This window comes from Bacillus sp. SJ-10 (genome assembly GCF_002843505.1).
Classification (GTDB): Bacteria; Bacillota; Bacilli; order Bacillales; family Bacillaceae; genus Bacillus; species Bacillus velezensis.
The window spans coordinates 1,152,659-1,172,346 of record NZ_CP025258.1 but is presented as its reverse complement, the minus strand read 5'-3'; the positions used below and the strand labels follow the sequence as shown (position 1 = coordinate 1,172,346).

At 47.6% G+C, this 19,688-nt stretch carries 19 protein-coding genes; 11 read left to right on the top strand and 8 right to left on the bottom strand.

Annotated elements, in window-relative coordinates; genetic code table 11:
• Window positions 1-26: 26 nt before the first annotated feature.
• The 5 genes from CXL14_RS06050 to pgsB form a co-directional block, all read right to left on the bottom strand.
• On the bottom strand, window positions 27-1,262 hold the full coding sequence (locus CXL14_RS06050) for a C40 family peptidase (protein ID WP_088056398.1): 1,236 nt from the start codon (window positions 1,260-1,262) through the stop codon (window positions 27-29).
• Between the two features lie 150 nt (window positions 1,263-1,412).
• Window positions 1,413-1,574, bottom strand: coding sequence for an extrachromosomal elements maintenance protein EdmS (locus CXL14_RS06045; protein ID WP_003151344.1), 162 nt, complete (start codon window positions 1,572-1,574; stop codon window positions 1,413-1,415).
• 7 nt (window positions 1,575-1,581) lie between these two features.
• Window positions 1,582-2,730, bottom strand: a complete 1,149-nt coding sequence (locus CXL14_RS06040; RefSeq protein ID WP_101287732.1) for a CapA family protein — start codon at window positions 2,728-2,730, stop codon at window positions 1,582-1,584.
• A gap of 18 nt (window positions 2,731-2,748) precedes the next feature.
• Window positions 2,749-3,198 (bottom strand): poly-gamma-glutamate biosynthesis protein PgsC, encoded by a 450-nt coding sequence (pgsC, locus tag CXL14_RS06035; RefSeq protein ID WP_003151340.1) that lies wholly within the window; start codon window positions 3,196-3,198, stop codon window positions 2,749-2,751.
• Between the two features lie 14 nt (window positions 3,199-3,212).
• Window positions 3,213-4,394: a poly-gamma-glutamate synthase PgsB gene (gene pgsB, locus CXL14_RS06030; protein ID WP_003151337.1), complete on the bottom strand. Its 1,182-nt coding sequence runs from the start codon at window positions 4,392-4,394 to the stop codon at window positions 3,213-3,215.
• A 731-nt stretch (window positions 4,395-5,125) separates the two neighbouring features.
• On the opposite strand from pgsB, the gene CXL14_RS06020 reads away from it, so the two are divergent.
• The 10 genes from CXL14_RS06020 to CXL14_RS05975 all read left to right on the top strand — a co-directional run bounded on the left by CXL14_RS06020 (window position 5,126) and on the right by CXL14_RS05975 (window position 15,144).
• The gene (locus CXL14_RS06020; RefSeq protein WP_014419041.1) at window positions 5,126-6,595 is read left to right on the top strand and encodes a spore germination protein; all 1,470 of its coding nucleotides are present in this window, start codon (window positions 5,126-5,128) and stop codon (window positions 6,593-6,595) included.
• Complete coding sequence (locus CXL14_RS06015) at window positions 6,585-7,676, top strand: GerAB/ArcD/ProY family transporter (protein ID WP_012118599.1); 1,092 nt, start codon at window positions 6,585-6,587, stop codon at window positions 7,674-7,676. Before CXL14_RS06020 ends, CXL14_RS06015 begins: the two co-directional genes overlap by 11 nt.
• Complete coding sequence (locus tag CXL14_RS06010) at window positions 7,666-8,799, top strand: Ger(x)C family spore germination protein (protein ID WP_014419042.1); 1,134 nt, start codon at window positions 7,666-7,668, stop codon at window positions 8,797-8,799. The genes CXL14_RS06015 and CXL14_RS06010 overlap by 11 nt, the downstream gene beginning before the upstream one ends.
• A 93-nt stretch (window positions 8,800-8,892) precedes the next feature.
• The gene (locus CXL14_RS06005; RefSeq protein ID WP_029972843.1) at window positions 8,893-9,882 is read left to right on the top strand and encodes a LacI family DNA-binding transcriptional regulator; all 990 of its coding nucleotides are present in this window, start codon (window positions 8,893-8,895) and stop codon (window positions 9,880-9,882) included.
• Window positions 9,875-10,756, top strand: a complete 882-nt coding sequence (gene rbsK, locus CXL14_RS06000) for a ribokinase (protein WP_014419044.1) — start codon at window positions 9,875-9,877, stop codon at window positions 10,754-10,756. The genes CXL14_RS06005 and rbsK overlap by 8 nt, the downstream gene beginning before the upstream one ends.
• Complete coding sequence (gene rbsD, locus CXL14_RS05995) at window positions 10,753-11,148, top strand: D-ribose pyranase (protein WP_014419045.1); 396 nt, start codon at window positions 10,753-10,755, stop codon at window positions 11,146-11,148. Before rbsK ends, rbsD begins: the two co-directional genes overlap by 4 nt.
• Window positions 11,149-11,164: 16 nt before the next feature.
• On the top strand, window positions 11,165-12,658 hold the full coding sequence (locus CXL14_RS05990; RefSeq protein ID WP_014419046.1) for a sugar ABC transporter ATP-binding protein: 1,494 nt from the start codon (window positions 11,165-11,167) through the stop codon (window positions 12,656-12,658).
• Window positions 12,648-13,619, top strand: coding sequence for a ribose ABC transporter permease RbsC (gene rbsC / locus CXL14_RS05985; protein WP_012118605.1), 972 nt, complete (start codon window positions 12,648-12,650; stop codon window positions 13,617-13,619). Before CXL14_RS05990 ends, rbsC begins: the two co-directional genes overlap by 11 nt.
• 13 nt (window positions 13,620-13,632) lie before the next feature.
• A complete protein-coding gene (rbsB, locus tag CXL14_RS05980; protein ID WP_014419047.1) occupies window positions 13,633-14,550 on the top strand; it encodes a ribose ABC transporter substrate-binding protein RbsB in 918 nt (305 codons plus the stop codon).
• 60 nt (window positions 14,551-14,610) lie between these two features.
• Complete coding sequence (locus CXL14_RS05975; RefSeq protein WP_007407525.1) at window positions 14,611-15,144, top strand: SH3 domain-containing protein; 534 nt, start codon at window positions 14,611-14,613, stop codon at window positions 15,142-15,144.
• 124 nt (window positions 15,145-15,268) lie between these two features.
• On the opposite strand, the gene CXL14_RS05970 is transcribed toward CXL14_RS05975, so the two are convergent.
• The 3 genes from CXL14_RS05970 to alsS all read right to left on the bottom strand — a co-directional run bounded on the left by CXL14_RS05970 (window position 15,269) and on the right by alsS (window position 18,435).
• Window positions 15,269-15,793 (bottom strand): NAD(P)H-dependent oxidoreductase, encoded by a 525-nt coding sequence (locus CXL14_RS05970; RefSeq protein WP_014721897.1) that lies wholly within the window; start codon window positions 15,791-15,793, stop codon window positions 15,269-15,271.
• Between the two features lie 101 nt (window positions 15,794-15,894).
• Window positions 15,895-16,662, bottom strand: coding sequence for an acetolactate decarboxylase (gene budA, locus CXL14_RS05965; RefSeq protein ID WP_003151318.1), 768 nt, complete (start codon window positions 16,660-16,662; stop codon window positions 15,895-15,897).
• Window positions 16,663-16,722: 60 nt separating this feature from the next.
• The gene (gene alsS, locus CXL14_RS05960) at window positions 16,723-18,435 is read right to left on the bottom strand and encodes an acetolactate synthase AlsS (RefSeq protein ID WP_032860108.1); all 1,713 of its coding nucleotides are present in this window, start codon (window positions 18,433-18,435) and stop codon (window positions 16,723-16,725) included.
• Between the two features lie 156 nt (window positions 18,436-18,591).
• Here alsS and alsR point away from each other — a divergent pair, with 156 nt between their 5' ends.
• Window positions 18,592-19,500, top strand: coding sequence for an acetoin biosynthesis transcriptional regulator AlsR (gene alsR, locus CXL14_RS05955; protein WP_007407528.1), 909 nt, complete (start codon window positions 18,592-18,594; stop codon window positions 19,498-19,500).
• Window positions 19,501-19,688 lie beyond the last annotated feature (188 nt).

Genomic DNA, 19,688 nt, shown 5'->3' with positions numbered 1-19,688 from the left:
TCAGAGACACTCTCTGACGTCTTTTTTTACGGGAGCCGGATGCTGCCCGCATATTTGTCCTTCCAATAAGCGCTTGTGTTCATATTTGTTATGGTAACGCCTGCGGACACGGTGACATGAATCACTTGTCCGTTCCCGATATAAATGGCCGGATTCAGGCTTTCCGCTTTAAAGAAGACCAGATCGCCGGGCTTCAGATCTTGTTTATCGACCGGAACGCCCGCCTGCATCTGCTTGTCCGCATAACGCGGCAGGCTGATTCCTTTCACTTTTTGATAGATGTATTGAACAAATCCCGCCGTATCAAAGCCGGTTTCCGGTGAAACGCCGCCTTTCAGATAAGAAATTCCGATATGATCGGCCGCTGTGGACACAACGGGATTTTCTTTAGAAATGGCTAAATTGCTGAATCGGCGCACCCCCGTAAAATGTTTTTTCCAATAATCTTCCGACAAGTAAGAAATGGTGACTTTTGCGGAGCGGCTTGCTTGGATGAACCTTCCCTCTCCCGCATAAATGCCCGCATGGGAAATTCCTTTTTTATACGTGTCGCTGAAATAAATCACGTCCCCGGGCTTTATGCCGCTCAGTTTGATTTTCTCACCGACCAGCCACTGCTGTTCCGCAGATCTCGGCAGGTAAATGTGAAGCTTGTTTTCAAAAACATATTGAACCAGCCCCGAACAGTCGAATCCCTCCTCGGGCGTGCTTCCGCCGAATACATACGGAATGTCGAGGTAAAGGGCTGCCTCCTGAACGATCGGATCATCAGCCAGTTCCGGATCTTTTGTAATCCGCTTTGCGCCAAGATATAAATTCATCCAATAACTGCTTTTTTGAAAGCGTGTGACGGTTACGCCTTCAGACGGAGAACTGTGTATCATCTCTCCGTTTCCGATATAAAGACCGTCGTGGACGGGCGCGTTTTGTGTTGAATCCGACTTTTTGAAAAACACAAGATCTCCCGGTGAAAGGTCATTTTCTTTGACGGCGGCTCCGACTTCCCATTGATCACTGACCGTTCTCGGCAGATGGATGTTCTGCCTGCTGAAAAGATAATGGATCAATCCGGACGGATCAAAACCGTCCTCAGGCTCTTCGCCTCCGTAAACATATTTATTTCCGACAAGTTTTTGCGCGTCTGAAACGATCAGGACAGAAACTTGAGAATCCGCTTCAGCAATTTCCGTTCTCGTTACTGCGGGTGCCACAAGACAAATCATAAGGCCGGCAAGGATGTACTTCCTCCAGCTTGTGAGCATGTTTTCTATTCACTCTCCTTATTTTTGGTAGTTTTTACATCGGTAACTTTTAACAAATGTTTAGGAGAGTACACAAAAAAAGAATGCCCGATATGGGCATTCTTTACTGGATTCGGAACAAACAATATGCCGGCAAGCGGAATCATGCGCTTATTTTGCGCCCGCTGTGTCCTCTTGCTGAATTTTTTGCATTTCCGTGTCAATTTTTTGTTTTTCCTGATCTGTGAGCTGATCATTGTATTTAAACGCTGACATAAACATAAAGACCATAATGATCGCGGCAAACGGCCATCCCGCTTTAATGATTTTCATTTGTTTTTCACTCCGCTTTCTTTTTTAAGATATCGCTGTGATCCACATCAAACGTTAATTTCCCATCCTTGACGCTCCAATCGAAATTCGATTCTTTCGTCAGTTCACGTACGATCGTTTTATGATTGATGCTGCCTTTTTTAACCGGTGCAGGCGTTGCTTCATGAATATTCATCGGCGTGACTTCAAAGCGTCCCGTGCCGTTTTTCTGCAGATGATATTGAACAAGCGCCGTGTCTCTCGTTCTTGTCCACCCCTGGTCGAATACGAAGTTGCCCAGGCTGTAGAAAATAACGGTGCCGTGGTACATTTCGATCGGTTCCAGCACGTGCGGATGGTGTCCGACGATAATATTCGCTCCGGCATCTGACATTGCTCTTGCCAATTGGCGCTGTCTGTCATTCGGATCATTATCGTATTCCTGTCCCCAGTGTGTTTGAACAATGACAAGATCGGCTTTCTTTTTGGCTTTAGAAATCATCGGAATAAACAGCTCTGGATCGGCCGGAAGCACACCCGGCGCATTTCGTTTAGCTGCAAAGCCTTTTCCGGAAACATCAGTGAAACCCAGTGTTGCGATTTTGATTCCGTTTACATCTTGATACGAAATGTTCTGCTCGGCTTCCTTCAGCGTGAGGCCCGCGCCGACAAGTTCAAGATTTTGCTTTGAAAACTCTTCAACCGTATCCCGCATTCCTTGAGGGCCGTAATCCATCGCATGGTTGTTGGCTGCCGTAAGAACGGTGAAATTCATGTCCTTCAATACTTTTACGGCATCTTTGTTTGACTGAAGGTGGATATTTTTTTCTGCTTCTTTGTAGTTCTTTTTATATGTAACCGGGTTTTCAAAGTTCCCCGACACATAGTCGGATGCTTCGAAAAATGGCTTTGCGTAACGGAAGACACTCTCCGTGCCTTTATGCTTTGTCACTTTCTCGACATTCCGGCCCATCATAATATCTCCGACGAATGAGGCTGATACAAGGTCATCTGCATTCCTTTTCACACTCGGCGTTTCCGCCTTCCCTGTCAGGATGCAGACGAACATCAGGCAAAAGACGATCGGCAGCGCGATAAAAACGTGAAGATTGGTCTTCTTTTTCTGCTGTTTGGTCAGCTTCAGCAGTTTTTCTTGAAAGCTTAATTGTTTTTTCATCGTTTGACACACCTTACATTAGATTAAGTAGTAAGCAAACATAATGGCAAAAGTTGCGCCGCTTAAGAACAGCGTGCTGGCAAATGTAATCGTTAATCCCTGTTTCTGAATGGTATTGGCGATCAGACCCGGTACGATGATACCGATTCCGCGGAATTCTGATATCTCAAACGGTACGATCGGGTAAAGGAAATCAAGGGCGATTTTTAAGCAGATTCCCGTTATCAGCATAGCTGCGAATTTTCTGCGTCCGTACAAAATCATAAATCTGGATAAACCGTATTTGACGATCACGTATGTAAGAAGACTCACTAACAATACGAGTAAAATAAAGACCGGCTGGTTAAAAACGAGCCCTAAATAACCCGGCACGACTAAACCGGCAGGTACGATACCTGTTTTTTCCGCGAAAATTAAACTGATTAACACGCCTAAAATAAGTGAAATGTATAAATCTGATCCGAACATTTATCCTTTTCCTCCTAGCTAACGAGCTGTTTCACCTTATACTCTTGAATTTTTTCAATTAATGGTTCCGCTGAACCGTGGATATTGCCGACGCCATATATGACACGGTTTTGCATTCTTGTTTTCAGCACGTCCATGATTTCGTCTGTTGATTTATATTCCAGATCGTGCAGTGTATCGGCAGGAATCTTGCCTTCTTCATAAGCTCTGACGATCGGTTCTGTCGTCTCGCCGATGAGTATGAGTTCCTTCGTTTTAATGTACGGAAGCACGTCGTTTGCGAACTGAATCGTTCTGTCCACACGGTCGGCGCGGCAGTTCATGATGACGATCGGTTCATCTGTCGGGTAGCCGATTTCCTTTACACGTTTCCATATATTCAAAGTAGAAGATGCATCATTTGCGGCAAAGCCGTTTACGAAATGACCGGGCTCCTTCGTGCTGAGCAGCGGCAGGATTCTCATGGCGCCAGGATCAGGCGGCGCATTCAGCATTCCTTTAAACGCCGTTTCTTCATCTATCCCAAGAGCCTGGGCAACGCCGAGCGCAAGGGAAGCGTTATCAGGAAAGACCATATATTCAAATTTACGAAGGTATTCATCTGTAATTTTAGAGTTATCCGCAATAATGACCTCGGTATTCCGCTCTGCGGCTTTTTCTTTAAAGAAGTCTGTGTATTCACTGTCTGTAATGACAAGGTGACCGTTATACGGTATCGTCGCGGTAAAAGCTTCAGCGATTTCATCAAGCGTCGGCCCCATGACGTCCATATGGTCTTCAAGCACATTCACGATGACGCCGATGTTGGCTTGAAGGAGTTCTTCCTGAAAGATAATCTGATAATCCGGGTTTACCGCCATACATTCACTGACAATGGCATTGGCGCCCCGTTCTACGGTTTCCTTCATTACTTCTTTTTGCTCGCCGATATTCGGGCCCTGCGGTTTCCGTTTGATCGGTTTCTCCTCAGGTGTATCCCAATAGATCATCCTTGCATCTGTTCCCGTCGTTTTTCCGACTGTTTTGTAGCCCGCCTCCATCAGTATTCCGGTCGTCAGCCTCGTTACGGTTGACTTTCCGCGGATACCATTAATATTGACGCGTACTGGCAGAGCATCGATATTCTTCTGATGCCGCCTTTTTTCAATGATTCCGATGATTAGTACGGCAGCACAGGCTATAATGAGTAACCACATTGATTTTTGACATCTCCTTCTGTATTGATAAATTCATTCATCAGTATATAGCTTCACTATGAATTCTCAATCGGCATTATGTAACATAATCTTCCCGCTTTCACTGAGCCAAACTTCTCTATTAGTGACGCTATTCTTCCTATTATCGAATTGCTTTTTTTGGGAATAGGCAGGACTTCAACCTTACTTCAATTTTTCAAAAGAAAAATGAATGCGTTTACATTTCCGCACAGAAATTCATTTGGACCAATGGAACTATTCGCGTTCCGGAAGAAAAAGATGTAATGATAATCCATCTTTTCCAGCCCGTTTGTATCAGCGTTTTTCGCACTGCGCATACGTTTCGGGACTCTCTGTCCGCTGTGTGCAGACTGCCTGTTTTGTTAAGGATAAGGTCTTAAAGTCATTCATTTTTCCCCCGTATCCTGCTTTCAGTCCCATTCCAAAATAACTAGCGGAATGACTGGTACATGACAGAAAAAGACGGGTCCGGAGTGTTTACAAGAAATACACATTTTATATGCGGAAAGCCTTTCTCCTTTTAAACCATTTACAGGACGTTTATCACTCTTTTGAAATAATTTTAATAAATCTTTATATTCGTTCAAGAAATATTCATCCATAATTGTGAAGTTCTTGGTAAAACATCGAGGAACTCCTCTATTTTATAAAATGCATAAAAAAGGAATACCCGCTGAAAACTACAGATAACCAGGAAAGGAGGCGGTCTGATGTCTGCGGATAAACAAAACAAACGGATTCCCGGCGATTTTGAATCGGCTGTACGGGAAATGCAGGAGCTGATGTGTGTTTGCGGTGATTTTAAAATACGAAGGATCAAACTGCAGAACCGTCATACCGCTTTCTTTTATATTGAACAGATGATAGAAGAACAGAAGCTGAATGAGTTTCTGTTAAGCGACACCCTGCAGAACGGCCCGCTTGAGGAAACGATGAATGCCGTCAGCAGTGCGGAAACGGATGAAACCAGAAAACTCATTGACGGGATTTTGGCAGGCCAGGTTGTTTTTCTCAGCGATGCATCGAGGAAAGCGAAGCTGTTTTCCGTCGGCCAGAATCCGCTGCGTTCCATTATGGAACCAGAATCTGAAAGTATCGTCCGCGGCGCCCATGACGGGTTTGTGGAAAGTTTGGAAACGAACATTCATCAGCTGCGGTTTCACATACAGGACCGCCATCTCTCCGTTCATTATATGGATATCGGGGAAAGAGCCAAATCAAAGGTTGCGGTTATCTTTGTTGAGAATATCGCCAATCCGGAGATTGTGGAGGAAGTGAAGCGGCGCCTGTCATACCTGCGTATAGACAGCGTGCTTGCGCCCGGGATTATCGAGGAATCAATAGAAGATAATTCGTTTTCCATTTTTCCGCAGATCATTCATACGGAACGGCCGGATAAAGCAAAAGCATGCGTGATGGAAGGCTGTGTGCTGATCATGATGGATGGGAGCCCGTCGGCTTTGATTGCGCCGATCACATTCTTTTCTTTTTTTCAATCGCCGGATGACTACAGCACGAGATGGATTTCCGCCAGTTTTTTAAGAGTGCTGAGATTTTTCGCCTTTATGATCGCGATTACGCTGCCCGCTTTTTATATCGCGCTGATTGCATTTCATTTTGAAGTCATTCCCAACGATCTGATTATCACCATGAAAAATTCGATTGTTGATATTCCCTTCCCTCCGCTGATAGAAGCCATGATTATGGAGATTACGATTGAACTGATCCGCGAAGCCGGTATCAGGCTGCCGAAACCGATCAGTCAGACGATCGGCATTGTCGGCGGTCTCGTGATCGGTGACGCAGTCGTTCAGGCGGGACTCATTTCTAATATGATGATCATCGTCGTAGCCGTTACGGCCGTTTCTTCTTTTGTGCTTCCTTCATATGAAATGAGCACGTCCATCCGAACGCTCAGATTTCCGCTTATGTTTCTGGCATCTTCGTTCGGTTTTATCGGCATCGCACTCGGCTTCGGGCTTATTCTGATGAACCTGTGCAAGCTTGAATCACTCGGCGTCCCTTACTTATCATCTCTGACGCCGTTTCATTTCAGCGACTTGAAGGATGCATTTATCCGGCTGCCGGCTTGGTTTATTAAAAGAAGGCCTTTTTATTTGAGACCGCAAGACTCAAAGCAGATAAAACATGTTCGGGGGTGGAGAAAAGATGAAGCCTAAAAAAATCAGCCCGCTTCAAGGCGTGTTTTTCATCAATCAGACGCAGATCAGCATCGGCATTTTGGCGCTGCCCCATTTACTGATGATGAAATCGGGAAGCAGCGGATGGATTTCCATTCTGCTTACCGGATTGCTCGTCCAGCTTACATTCAGCCTGTATATGATATTATTTCACCGGTTTCCGAAGCTGAACCTGTACGAAATGCTGGAGGAGGTATTCGGAACACTTGCCGGCAAAGGGGTGCAGGTGCTGTATATTTTATATTTCGCGTTTCTCTGCACGCTCATTCTTTCTGTATTTACACGGATATTGGATATCTGGGTGCTCCCGCAGACTCCGAATTGGGTGGTCAGCTTAATGCTGATCCTCGGTTCTGTCTATATCGCCCAGGCCCCGCTGAATGCGATCGCCAGGTTCAGCTTTATCTTAACACCGTTTTTGCTGCTGATCTCTCTGCCGATTTTATACACGCTGGGAAAAGCCGATATCACATACATTATGCCGATTTTTCACGGAACCGCAAAAGACATGCTTACCGGGGTGCAGCAAACACTTGTCAGCATTACCGGCTTTCAGGCGGCGCTCGTGATCGGGCCCCTAATCAACTGCACCGTCAGCCAGCGCTACAAAATACTGACGATTTCAAACATCTTGATTATCCTTTATTACCTGTATATCACCCTTACTTGCTTTGTCACAATCAGCCCCGAAGAAATAAAAATGATCCCGGAGCCTGTGCTGTACCTGTTAAAAACCGTTTCATTCAGAATTATCGAACGGACGGATCTGCTCTTTTTGACGTTTTGGTTCGTGACCGTCTTTTCAACACTGGCCAACGTGTTTTACTTGGCAAGCACCGGCATCGCCAAGCTGTTCAATCAAAAAGACCACAGCCGGTTTGTTTATCCGCTGGCCCTGCTCGTCTTCCTTCTGTCTATTTGGGCCACAAGCACGGATAAAACGATACAGCAGCTGGATCAGTTTTTCCGCATTTCCGATATTGTGTTTGTGTATTTGTTTCCGTTATTTATGGTATTGATTGTCCTTGTACGCAAAAAGGGTGTCCGCCATGCGCATTAAAAAAGCGGTTCTTATCAGTCTCATGTGCGCAAGCCTGACACTTGCGGGCTGCTGGGATCAAAATTTGCTGAAAGATATTTCTCTCGTGCTGACCGCAAGCCTTGATGTTGATCATGACGGTAAAAATAAAATCGGCATCACCTATCGGAAGGTTCAGTCGTCCCAGGCGGAACAGGAAACGGGCGGCTCATTCATTACGACGGTGCTCAGCGCTTCCGGGCACACCATCCGTGAAGCGCGGTTTCAATTGGATAAGCTTGTCGATCAGCGCATTGACACGTCCAAGCAAAGAGTCTTATTAATCGGTGAGAAAATGGCGGAAAAACCGCTTTTTCCTTATCTCGATGTCTTTTACAGAGATCCGAAAAGTCCGCTTCTCGCTCATCCGGCGGTTGTAAAAGACGGCGAGGCGATTGAAGTGCTGAAGCTGATCGTCCGGCAGAAATTGATCGTCAGCAAGTATTTAACGAATTTATTAACAAGCGCTAATGCGGAATCAAATATCAGCATGGAAAATTTGCAATCCATCCGTTCAAGCATGCTGACGGCTGATAAGGATTTCGCCCTTCCTTATTTATCGATTAACGGACAGACGATAAAGGTAGAGGGTTCTGCCCTGTTCAGCGGCCAGCGGAAAGTGACTGAGGTGCTCGGTCAGGATTCGACCCTCCTGACCCTTTTAAGCGGGCAATTTAATAAATCGGCTAATATTAATCTGAAGCTGTGGGACAAATACAAAATGGATATTGAAAATTATCTTTCTCTCGGCATCACGGATGCCACGCGAAAGATTGTATTTATAGATACAGATCCGCAGCATATAAAAGTGAAAATCCGTTTAAAACTGAATGCACGCGTCTTGGAATATCCGAAGGACAAGCTGAATTCTTATACGGCAATCGACCAAATGAACAAACAAGCATCAGCAAATCTGAACGGGCAGGCCAGATCGGTGATCAGCCATATTCAGGAGCACAACTCGGATATCCTCGGCATCGGCCGGAACTATCAAACCCATTATTATGAGCGGGGCAAGCGGCTCAATTGGCGTGAGGTCTATCCTTCCATCGAGATCGTCCCTGATATCAAAGTGAATATCTCGCAAATCGGTATCGTGAATTAGTAGAGGCCCCGGCCTCTTTTTTTGTTGCCAACCGAAATTATTCGTGTTACTCTTTTTATGTAAACGGTTACATAAATGAAGGAGGAGTGTTTGTTGGCAACGATTAAAGATGTCGCAGGCGCTGCCGGCGTCTCTGTTGCCACGGTTTCGCGTGTCCTCAATGACAACGGCTACGTGCATGAAGATACACGAACGAAGGTCATGCTTGCCATGGAGAAGCTGAATTATTATCCGAATGAAGTTGCCCGCTCTCTTTATAAAAGAGAATCCAGACTGGTCGGGCTTTTGCTTCCGGATATTACGAATCCCTTTTTCCCTCAGCTTGCCCGCGGGGCTGAAGACGAGTTGCAGCGGGAAGGATACCGGCTGATCATCGGCAACAGCGATGAAGAATTGGAAAAAGAACTCGACTACCTGCAAACATTTAAACAAAATCAAGTTGCCGGTATTTTGGCGGCCACCCATTACCCCGACCTTCCCGAATACAGCGGCAGCCTTTACCCGGTCGTATTTCTGGACCGGACAAAAGAAGGCGCCCCATCCGTATTCAGTGACGGACGGGCAGGCGGAAAACGGGCGGCTGAGGAAATGCTTCGCGGCAAAAGCACAAGCATCACGCTTGTCAAAGGCCCAGCCCACCTTCCGACCGCTCAGGAACGTTTTAACGGCGCACTTGATGTGCTGCAAAAAGCGGGCGCGCAGTTCAATGTCATCTCCGCCGCTTCATTTTCCATCAAGGATGCCGCCATTTTAGCAGAAGAATTGTTTGCAGCATACCCGGAAACCGACGGAGTCATTGCCAGCAACGACATTGCGGCGGCTGCCGTCCTCCATGAGGCGCTGCGGCTCGGCAAAAAAGTTCCGGAGGAGATTCAGATCATCGGATACGACGATATTCCGCAGAGCAGGCTTTTGTTTCCGCCTCTTTCAACCATCCGCCAGCCTGCATATGAGATGGGAAAAAAAGCGGCAAACCTGCTGCTGCAATTGATAAAGAAAGAGCCGCCGAAAGAGACGGCCATTCAACTGCCCGTGACTTACATAAGAAGACAAACGACGAGAAAGGATGATCACCATGAGTGAAATTTGTGTTATCGGAAGCTGTTCTATGGACCTGGTCGTCACATCCGATCGGCGTCCGAAAGCCGGAGAAACCGTACTGGGCACAGACTTTCAAACTGTGCCCGGAGGAAAAGGCGCAAACCAGGCCGTAGCCGCTTCCCGTCTGGGCGCAAACGTATATATGGTAGGAAAAGCAGGCAATGACGGCTACGGAAAAGCGATTATTGAAAACCTGAAGGCAAACGGTGTCAATACGGACTATATGGAAACGGTTACACATAAAAAAAGCGGAACGGCTCATATTGTGCTCGCAGAAGGAGACAACAGCATCGTCGTCGTAAAAGGCGCAAACGATGACATCTCCCCCGATTATGCCAAAAGTGCGCTAGCAAAACTTCCCGGCATTGATATCGTGCTGATCCAGCAGGAGATTCCTGAAGAAACCGTTGAAGAAGTGTGCAGCTACTGCCGCGCGCAGCAAATTCCGGTTATCCTGAATCCCGCGCCGGCCCGGCCGCTGAAACAATCGACGATTGAGGATGCCGCATATCTTACGCCGAACGAACATGAAGCATCCATTTTATTTCCTGACCGGACGAAAGAAGAAGCGCTCGCCGGCTATCCCGGCAAATTGTTCATTACCGAAGGAAAACAAGGCGTGCGCTACTCAGACGGCACCGCGGAACGGCTTGTTCCCGCCTTCCCTGCAGAAGCGGTCGACACGACGGGAGCCGGCGATACCTTTAATGCGGCACTTGCCGTCGCACTCGCGGAAGGACGGGACATCGAGCAAGCGCTCCTGTTTGCCAACCGCGCCGCCTCCCTGTCCGTGCAGCACTTCGGCGCCCAAGGCGGGATGCCGGCCAGAAAAGAAGTTGAGGAGCTGCTGTCATGAAAAAACACGGAATGTTAAACAGCCACATTGCCAAAGTATTAGCTGATCTCGGGCATACAGACCTCATCGCGATCGCCGATGCGGGTCTCCCCGTCCCTGACGGCGTTCCTAAAATTGATTTGTCCTTAACGGCGGGCGTTCCCGCCTTTCGGGACGTGACCGGCCTGGTAGCCGGGGAGATGGCAGTCGAAAAGGTGATAGCCGCTTCCGAGATCAAAGACGCAAATCCTGAGAATGCAAGTTTCATAGAAAGCCATTTCTCAGTGCAGACGATCGAGTACATGTCCCACGAGGAATTCAAACGGCTCACACAGAAAGCAAAAGCCGTCATCCGAACGGGTGAAATGACACCATACGCCAACTGCATCCTGCAGGCGGGTGTGATTTTCTAGAAAGAAGGGATCCAGCATGCACATCGGCATGACAGACATTCATAAAGCATTCGGCAAAAACCAAGTGCTCTCCGGCGTCTCATTTGAGCTTCTGCCGGGAGAAATCCACGCTTTAATGGGAGAAAACGGAGCGGGCAAATCGACGTTAATGAATCTGCTCACCGGGCTCCACCGGCTCGACAAGGGAAACATTACGATAAACGGAACAAATATGAGCTTCTCCAATCCAAAGGAAGCCGAAAAGCACGGAATCGCCTTTATCCATCAGGAACTGAATATATGGCCGGACATGACTGTGCTTGAAAACCTTTTTATCGGCAAAGAGCTGACGACGGCGTTCGGCGTTTTGGAAACGAAGAAAATGAAAGCGCTAGCAAAATCACAGCTTGAAAAACTGGGAGTCTCTCTTCCTCTCGACCGGGAAGCCGGACAATGTTCCGTCGGCCAGCAGCAGATGATTGAGATTGCCAAAGCGCTGATGACAAACGCCGAAGTCATTATTATGGACGAACCGACCGCGGCGCTGACCGAACGGGAAATCAGCAAACTGTTTGACGTAATGACGGCGTTAAAGCGGGACGGCGTATCCATCGTCTATATTTCGCACCGAATGGAAGAGATATTTTCGATTTGCGACCGGATCACCATTATGAGGGACGGCCTCACTGTCGATACGGCACATATTAAAGACACTAATTTTGATGAAGTGGTCAAAAAAATGGTCGGGCGGGAGCTGACCGATCGGTATCCGACTCGCACGCCGTCACTCGGCGATAAGGTGCTCGAAGTGAAAAACGCCTCAAAAAAAGGAAGCTTTTCACAGATCAGTTTCCATGTGAGCGCCGGAGAAATCCTCGGCGTTTCCGGCTTAATGGGTGCCGGACGGACAGAAATCATGAGAGCGCTGTTCGGAATTGACAGGCTCGATTCCGGAGAGATCTGGATTTCCGGCCGAAAAACCGGCATTCGGGGTCCGTACGATGCCATCCGCAAGGGCCTCGGCCTGATTACGGAGAACCGCAAAGATGAAGGGCTGCTGCTGGATACGTCCATTCGTGAAAATATCTCATTGCCGAACCTGACCAGCTTCTCTCCGAAAGGCATCATTGACCGAAAACGCGAGGCGGAGTTCGTTGAGCTGCTCATCAAGCGTCTGACCATTAAGACCGCATCTCCGGAAACCGCCGCCCGGCATTTATCAGGAGGAAATCAGCAAAAAGTCGTCATCGCCAAATGGATCGGAATCGGCCCGAAAGTTCTCATCCTTGATGAACCGACAAGAGGCGTCGACGTAGGCGCGAAAAGGGAAATCTATTCATTAATGAATGAACTGACCGATCGCGGAGTCGCCATCATCATGGTGTCTTCCGAGCTGCCGGAAATTCTCGGCATGAGTGACAGAATCATCGTCGTCCACGAAGGGCGCATCAGCGGAGAAATCAATGCGGCCGGCGCAACACAAGAACACATCATGACACTTGCCACGGGAGGGCAGCAGAATGAAAACTGAACCAATGACATCAACTGAACAAAAGCGATTTTCCATTCATACCTTTACGCAAAAACTCGGTCCGTTTCTCGGCTTACTGATTCTTGTGCTGATCGTTTCCGTTTTAAACCCGAGTTTTCTTGAACCCCTCAATATTCTCAACCTTCTTCGGCAGGTTGCGATTAACGCTCTGATTGCATTCGGAATGACGTTTGTCATTTTAACGGGAGGCATTGATCTCTCTGTCGGAGCCATCCTCGCCTTATCGAGCGCATTGGTCGCAGGTATGATGGTCTCAGGCATCGATCCGATCTTAGCCGTCATCATCGGCTGCGTGATCGGCGCCGTACTCGGCATGATAAACGGATTATTAATCACAAAAGGAAAAATGGCGCCGTTCATCGCCACTTTGGCGACAATGACCGTCTTTCGCGGACTGACCCTCGTCTATACGGACGGAAATCCGATTACGGGGCTCGGTTCAAATTACGCATTTCAATTATTCGGGCGCGGTTATTTTCTCGGCATTCCCGTACCTGCCATTACGATGCTGATTGCATTTGCGGCCCTGTGGGTTCTTCTGCACAAAACACCGTTCGGCCGCCGGACATACGCCATCGGCGGCAATGAGAAAGCGGCGCTGATATCGGGAATCAAAGTGCCCCGCATCAAGATCATGATCTATTCTCTGACAGGTTTATTATCGGCGCTGGCGGGAGCGATTCTGACATCACGCTTAAATTCCGCACAGCCGACGGCCGGGGAATCATACGAGCTGGACGCCATCGCAGCGGTCGTTCTCGGCGGAACGAGCCTGTCCGGCGGCCGAGGGCGCATCATCGGTACGCTGATCGGGGTTTTGATTATCGGAACGCTGAACAACGGCTTGAACCTTCTCGGCGTATCATCTTTTTATCAGCTCGTCGTCAAAGGAATCGTCATTTTAATCGCGGTGCTGCTGGACCGCAAAAAATCGGCATAGTAGGAGGACCATTATGAAGAAAGCCATCATCACGATCGCGGCATTATCACTGTTTTTGCTGTCCGCCTGTTCACTTGAACCGCCACAATGGGCAAAACCGTCAAACACAAAACATAAAAAAGAATTCACTATCGGGCTCTCCGTCTCTACATTGAACAATCCGTTCTTCGTTTCATTAAAAGAAGGCGTTGTAAAGGAAGCCAAAAAACGGCGCATGAAGGTCATTATTGTCGATGCCCAAAATGATTCATCTAAACAGTCAAATGACGTAGAAGATTTGATCCAGCAGGGAGTCGATGCGCTGCTGATCAATCCGACCGATTCATCAGCGATTTCAACAGCCGTCGAATCGGCAAATTCCCTCGGCATTCCCGTCATTGCGCTTGATCGTTCAGCCGAACACGGCAAAGTCGAAACGCTTGTCGCCTCTGACAATGTCAAAGGAGGAGAAATGGCGGCTGACTACCTCGCCGATCAGCTCGGAAAAGGCGCCAAAGTGGCTGAATTGCAAGGGGTGCCGGGCGCATCCGCGACACGGGAACGCGGAACGGGCTTTCATCATATTGCCGACAAAAAGCTGGATGTCGTAACAAAGCAAGCGGCGGATTTTGACCGTACAAAAGGATTGACCGTCATGGAAAACCTGCTGCAGGGACATCCGGATATTAAAGCCGTGTTCGCCCATAATGATGAAATGGCACTCGGGGCGCTCGAAGCGATTAACAGCTCGGGCAAACACATTCTGGTCGTCGGTTTCGACGGAAATAAAGATGCGATTTCTTCCATTAAAAACGGGAAGCTGACAGCCACGGTCGCCCAGCAGCCGGAGCTGATCGGAAAACTGGCGGCCGAAGCGGCGGAGCAGGTGCTCAAAGGAGAAAAAGTCAAAAAAACCATTTCCGCTCCATTGAAACTTCAAACACAAAAATAACCGGCCGATGTTTAGACTTCCGGTAAAACGTGAAAGGATGAAGTAAAAGGAGAGATACAGATGAAGAAAACAGCCAAAGCGGCATCCATTCTGACCCTTGCAGCGGGAATAACAGCGGCTTCAGCTGCCGGAATAACGCCTCTTCCGGAGACACACGCGCAAGAAGCGGTCAAAATTGACGATCTGTACAGCTACCCGCTTGACTCTTATCTCGTTTCCGCGGAAGCATTGAACGTCAGAACAAAAGCATCAGCAGCCAGTCCGAGAGCTGATACCCTTCATTTAGGCGACAGCTTAAAGATCGTTTCCTTCCAGAACGCTGACTGGGCAAAAGTACATTATAAAAACGGAAAAACAGGATTTGTATCTACTCATTATATTGTTAAAGAAGCAACAACCGTAAAAACGACGGCAAAAACAAAAGTATATACAGACAAACAAGCGGTCAAAGCTTCCCTTGCAAAAAACACGAGCGTTTCTTTCCTCGGATGGAAAAAGACAGCCGGCGGCGGCATTGACTTCGGCTGGGCGCTTGTCGATTACGGGGGCGCAACGGGATATATCAGCACAAAAGATCTGCAAAAACTGACATAATATCAAAACGGATTTCGCAAATTCAGCGCGAAATCCGTTTTTTCTTTCTTGAGCAGTCAGAAACGTCTAAGGTTCGAAATATTTCTCAGGAAATATTGTCGGATGAAGATGAATGCATACGACTCTAAAATGGCTTCTTTATGTAATCCGCCAGGCGTTTGGCATTGTCACGGATAGCCGCAGCATCGGCGCTGCTTACCCCGTACATCGCGAAAGCCGGCAAATAGGTCATACCCGTAAAATTAGCCATTGCCTGAAACGGCCTTAAGAGCTCGCTCAGTGAAAAATGGTTAGACCCGCCTGCCTGATATGCATCCTCTCCGGCACCTACGGAAACAGCCAGCAGCAATTCTTTGCCGTGCAGCGCCTTTCCTTTGGAGCCGTAAGCCCATCCATACGCCAGCACATGATCCATCCATGTTTTTAAAAGCGGAGGCGCACTGTACCAGTACAGCGGGAATTGAAATACGATCCGGTCATACTGTTCACACAGCTGCCGTTCCTTTTCCGCATCTATTTTCCCGTCCGGATATTCTTTATAAAGCTCACGTACCGTGATATCATCATGATTTTTTAATTCTTCTGTCCACGCCTTATTGACCGCTGAGTTGTCCATGTCAGGATGAACCGCTAATACCAATACTTTCACAGCTACCACACCTTTCCCTTTTGACTGTATTTTACCTAATCTTTGCCGGTTCAGCCAAATAAAAAGAAAGCCCCCGAGAAAAATGGGGCTTTCTTTTTATTTTATTCCGGGCTTCCTTCGGTTGTTTCGATATCCTTCGCAAAATTCGGATTATCTAAATTTGCGTTGAAAAAGTCCGCCGTATTCGGAAGCTTGAGGTTCATATTCATTTTTTGAGAAATGGTCACTTTACAATCTTTAATGACATAGTCAAACACGTGTCCGCCGGAATTGCGTCCTTCATCAATGAAGTGCAGGTGATATCCGGAAACAGCGATGCCGTTTGCGTAACCCGGCGTCCAGAAGCCGGCGATTGTACCCTGAATGTCGTCAAAGTTGAACACAGGCTGTGTTTTCACCGCTTCGATCATCGGAACGTACGGTTTCTCCTGGCGTTCTACCGTTCTTGTCTGCACCTTTTTAAATACGCCGTCTAAACGGATCGCATAAAATAAGTTTTTACTAGGCAGAAGGCTGGCGATTTCCTGCTCGAATTCTTCACGGGTCATTTCGCCGTCGATCGTATGCGTCATATCCGGCGTGAAAAATGTGAATGAGCAGAATGGTGACAGGTCTCCGCCTTTAACAGGCGTAGCCGTTCCGTCGCCGCGCAGACGGTAAAATTCTCCGTCAAATCCGATTAATTCGCCGTCCAGTTTGTTGAACGTGCCGATTCCGAAATCACCGAACTTCGGAATGTCAGCCATATCAAAATCTCCGTCATATACTCCGTCCAGCAGAGATGTCATTGTTGATACTTGATAGATCTGATCCTCAGGTGAGCCTTTTTCTCCGCGGCTCATCATATGGATGTCGCTTGCGTTTTTCATATTCCCTTCACTCCTTTTAAATTGGGCTGTTTTAGAAAACAGGTCATGGTGCGCAGAGTGCTAGAGAGCTTTTGCTTTCATTTTTTCTTTGAATTGCTTCGGAAGCATGTCGCTTGATAAATGGACATTGTCACTGTAATCGACAGGAATGTCAATGATGACAGGGCCTTCTGTGTTCAAGCCTTTTTGCAGCACGTCTGCCAGCTGTTCCGGTGACTCAACGCGCAAGCCGGTGGCGCCGAAGCTTTCTGCATATTTTACGATGTCAATGTTTCCGAAATCTACGCATGATGTACGGTTATATTTTTTCATTTGCTGGAATGCGACCATATCATATGTGCTGTCATTCCATACAAGGTGAACGATCGGCGCTTTTAAGCGGACTGCCGTTTCCAATTCCATTGCAGAGAACAGGAATCCTCCGTCTCCTGAAACGGATACGACTTTTTCACCCGGATTCACCAATGTGGCGGCAATCGCCCAAGGAAGCGCTACGCCCAATGTCTGCATGCCGTTGCTGATCAACAGCTTCAGCGGCTCATAAGCGCGGAAGTAGCGGGACATCCAGATCGCGTGAGAACCGATATCGCAAGTGACGGTTACGTCGTCATCAATTGCATTGCGCAGTTCTTGGACGATTTGGAGAGGATGCACTCTGTCGGATTTATGGTCGCTTGGCGCCTTCTCGCTGTCTGTGAGCATCTGTTTTAATTCGCTCAGCACTTCTTGTTCACGGCTGCCCATATCAAATGTCACAGCGTCGTGTTCAATTTGTTTAACCGTAGCGGCGATATCGCCTAATAATTCTAATTCCGGCTGATAGGCATGATCGATATCGGCCTGGATTTCGTCAAGATGGATAATAGCACGGTCACCGTTTACGTTCCAGAACTTCGGATCGTATTCAATCGGATCATAACCGATCGTTAATACGACATCCGCCTGTTCAAGCAGAAGATCGCCCGGCTGGTTGCGGAACAGTCCGATCCGGCCGAAATATTGGTCTTCCAGCTCTCTGGACAATGTGCCGGCCCCTTGGTACGTTTCTACGAAAGGCAGTTTTGTTTTGGCAAGCAGTTTGCGGATTTGTTTTACCGCTTCCGGTCTTCCGCCTTTCATGCCGACTAACAGAACGGGAAGTTTCGCCGTCTGGATTTTCGCGATAGCCGCGCTGACCGCTTCTTCCGGTGCAGGGCCTTGTTTCGGCGCCGGCACGCTGCGTACGTTTTTCACGTTTGTGATTTCATTCACAACATCCTGCGGAAAGCTCACAAAAGCCGCGCCTGCCTGACCTGCTGACGCTGCCCTGAAGGCGTTTGTTACCGCTTCTGGTATATTCCCTGTTTCCTGTACTTCTACACTGTATTTTGTAATCGGCTGAAATAGCGCCGCATTGTCCAATGATTGGTGTGTCCGTTTTAACCGGTCTGCGCGAATTACGTTACCCGCCAGCGCCACTACCGGATCACCTTCTGTATTAGCCGTTAACAAGCCGGTCGCCAAGTTGGATGCCCCCGGGCCTGAAGTAACGAGACAAACGCCTGGTTTTCCAGTCAGTCTTCCGACAGCCGCAGCCATAAATGCAGCGTTCTGTTCGTGACGGCATAAAACCAGTTCAGGTCCTTTATCTTTTAACGCATCAAATACTGCATCAATTTTTGCACCCGGAATGCCAAAAACATGTGTGACACCTTGCTCCACTAAGCAATCAACAACAAGCTCCGCCCCCCGATTTTTTTCAGAGGTTTTTAGTTCATTTGTTGCTTTTGCCAACACCCTCACTCCTTATTATGCATATTAAATATAAAATTTTAAGTAATTTGTGATATTATTCACTATACACTCTTTGGAAATTGACCTCCAATATCAATTCGCCGTATGATTAATATGTTTCACGAATAATTAACAAAGAGAAAGGAATGGATAAGGATGGAGCTTCGCCATCTTCAATACTTTATTGCCGTTGCCGAAGAACTTCATTTCGGCAAAGCTGCGCTTCGGTTAAATATGACACAGCCGCCTCTCAGCCAGCAGATCAAACAGCTTGAGAAGGAAGTCGGCGTGACCTTATTAAAGCGCACGAAACGGGTTGTAGAGCTTTCAGCTGCCGGAGAAAGTTTTTTAAAACACAGCAGAAACGCGATCGAAGAAATAGACAAAGCGATTGAAATGGCGCAGAGAACGGCGCGGGGAGAGCTCGGCCGCCTTGTCGTCGGTTTTGTCGGCTCGGCCACATATGAATTTCTGCCGCCGATCATTCGGGAATTCCGCGAAAAATTCCCCTCCGTTAAGCTTGATCTGCGTGAAATTTCTTCTTTCAGACAGCAGGAAGAACTTCTGAAGGGGAACATTGATATCGGCATCCTTCATCCGCCTTTACAGCATTCCGCGTTACATATGGAAAAGGTGCAGAGCAGCCCGTGCATTCTGGCTTTGCCGAAGCAGCACCCGCTTACCGCTAAACAGACAATCGACATTCAGGATTTAAAAAATGAACCGATTATCACACTGTCGAAAGAAACATGGCCGACTTTATACCTGGAGTTTGTAAACTACTGCGAGCAGGCGGGCTTTAAACCGAAAATCGTTCAGGAAGCGACGGAGTATCAAATGGTGATCGGATTGGTTAGTGCCGGTATCGGCGTAACCTTCGTGCCTTCTTCTGCTAAAAAGCTGTTTAATCTCGAAGTCGCCTACCGCGGCATTAATCAGGTGCAGCTCACGGCCGAATGGGTCATTGCCTACCGCAAGGATAATCAAAACCCGATTCTGAAACATTTTCTGGATATTATGAATAAGCGCCAGGCTTTATTGCAGGCGGATAAGGAAAATGCATAAAAAAGAGGGCCGCCGAAAGCAGCCTCTTTTTTTTGTGCTTTTATGGAATTTTACTAAATTGGTAGAAACGCTCAGTACACCTTACGACCTGTACCCGTATACATACAGTACAACTGATCAGGAGGGATAAAAATAACGGGGCGGCAATGACCCATCTAAAAGGAGGCAGAACACATTACACATATTAC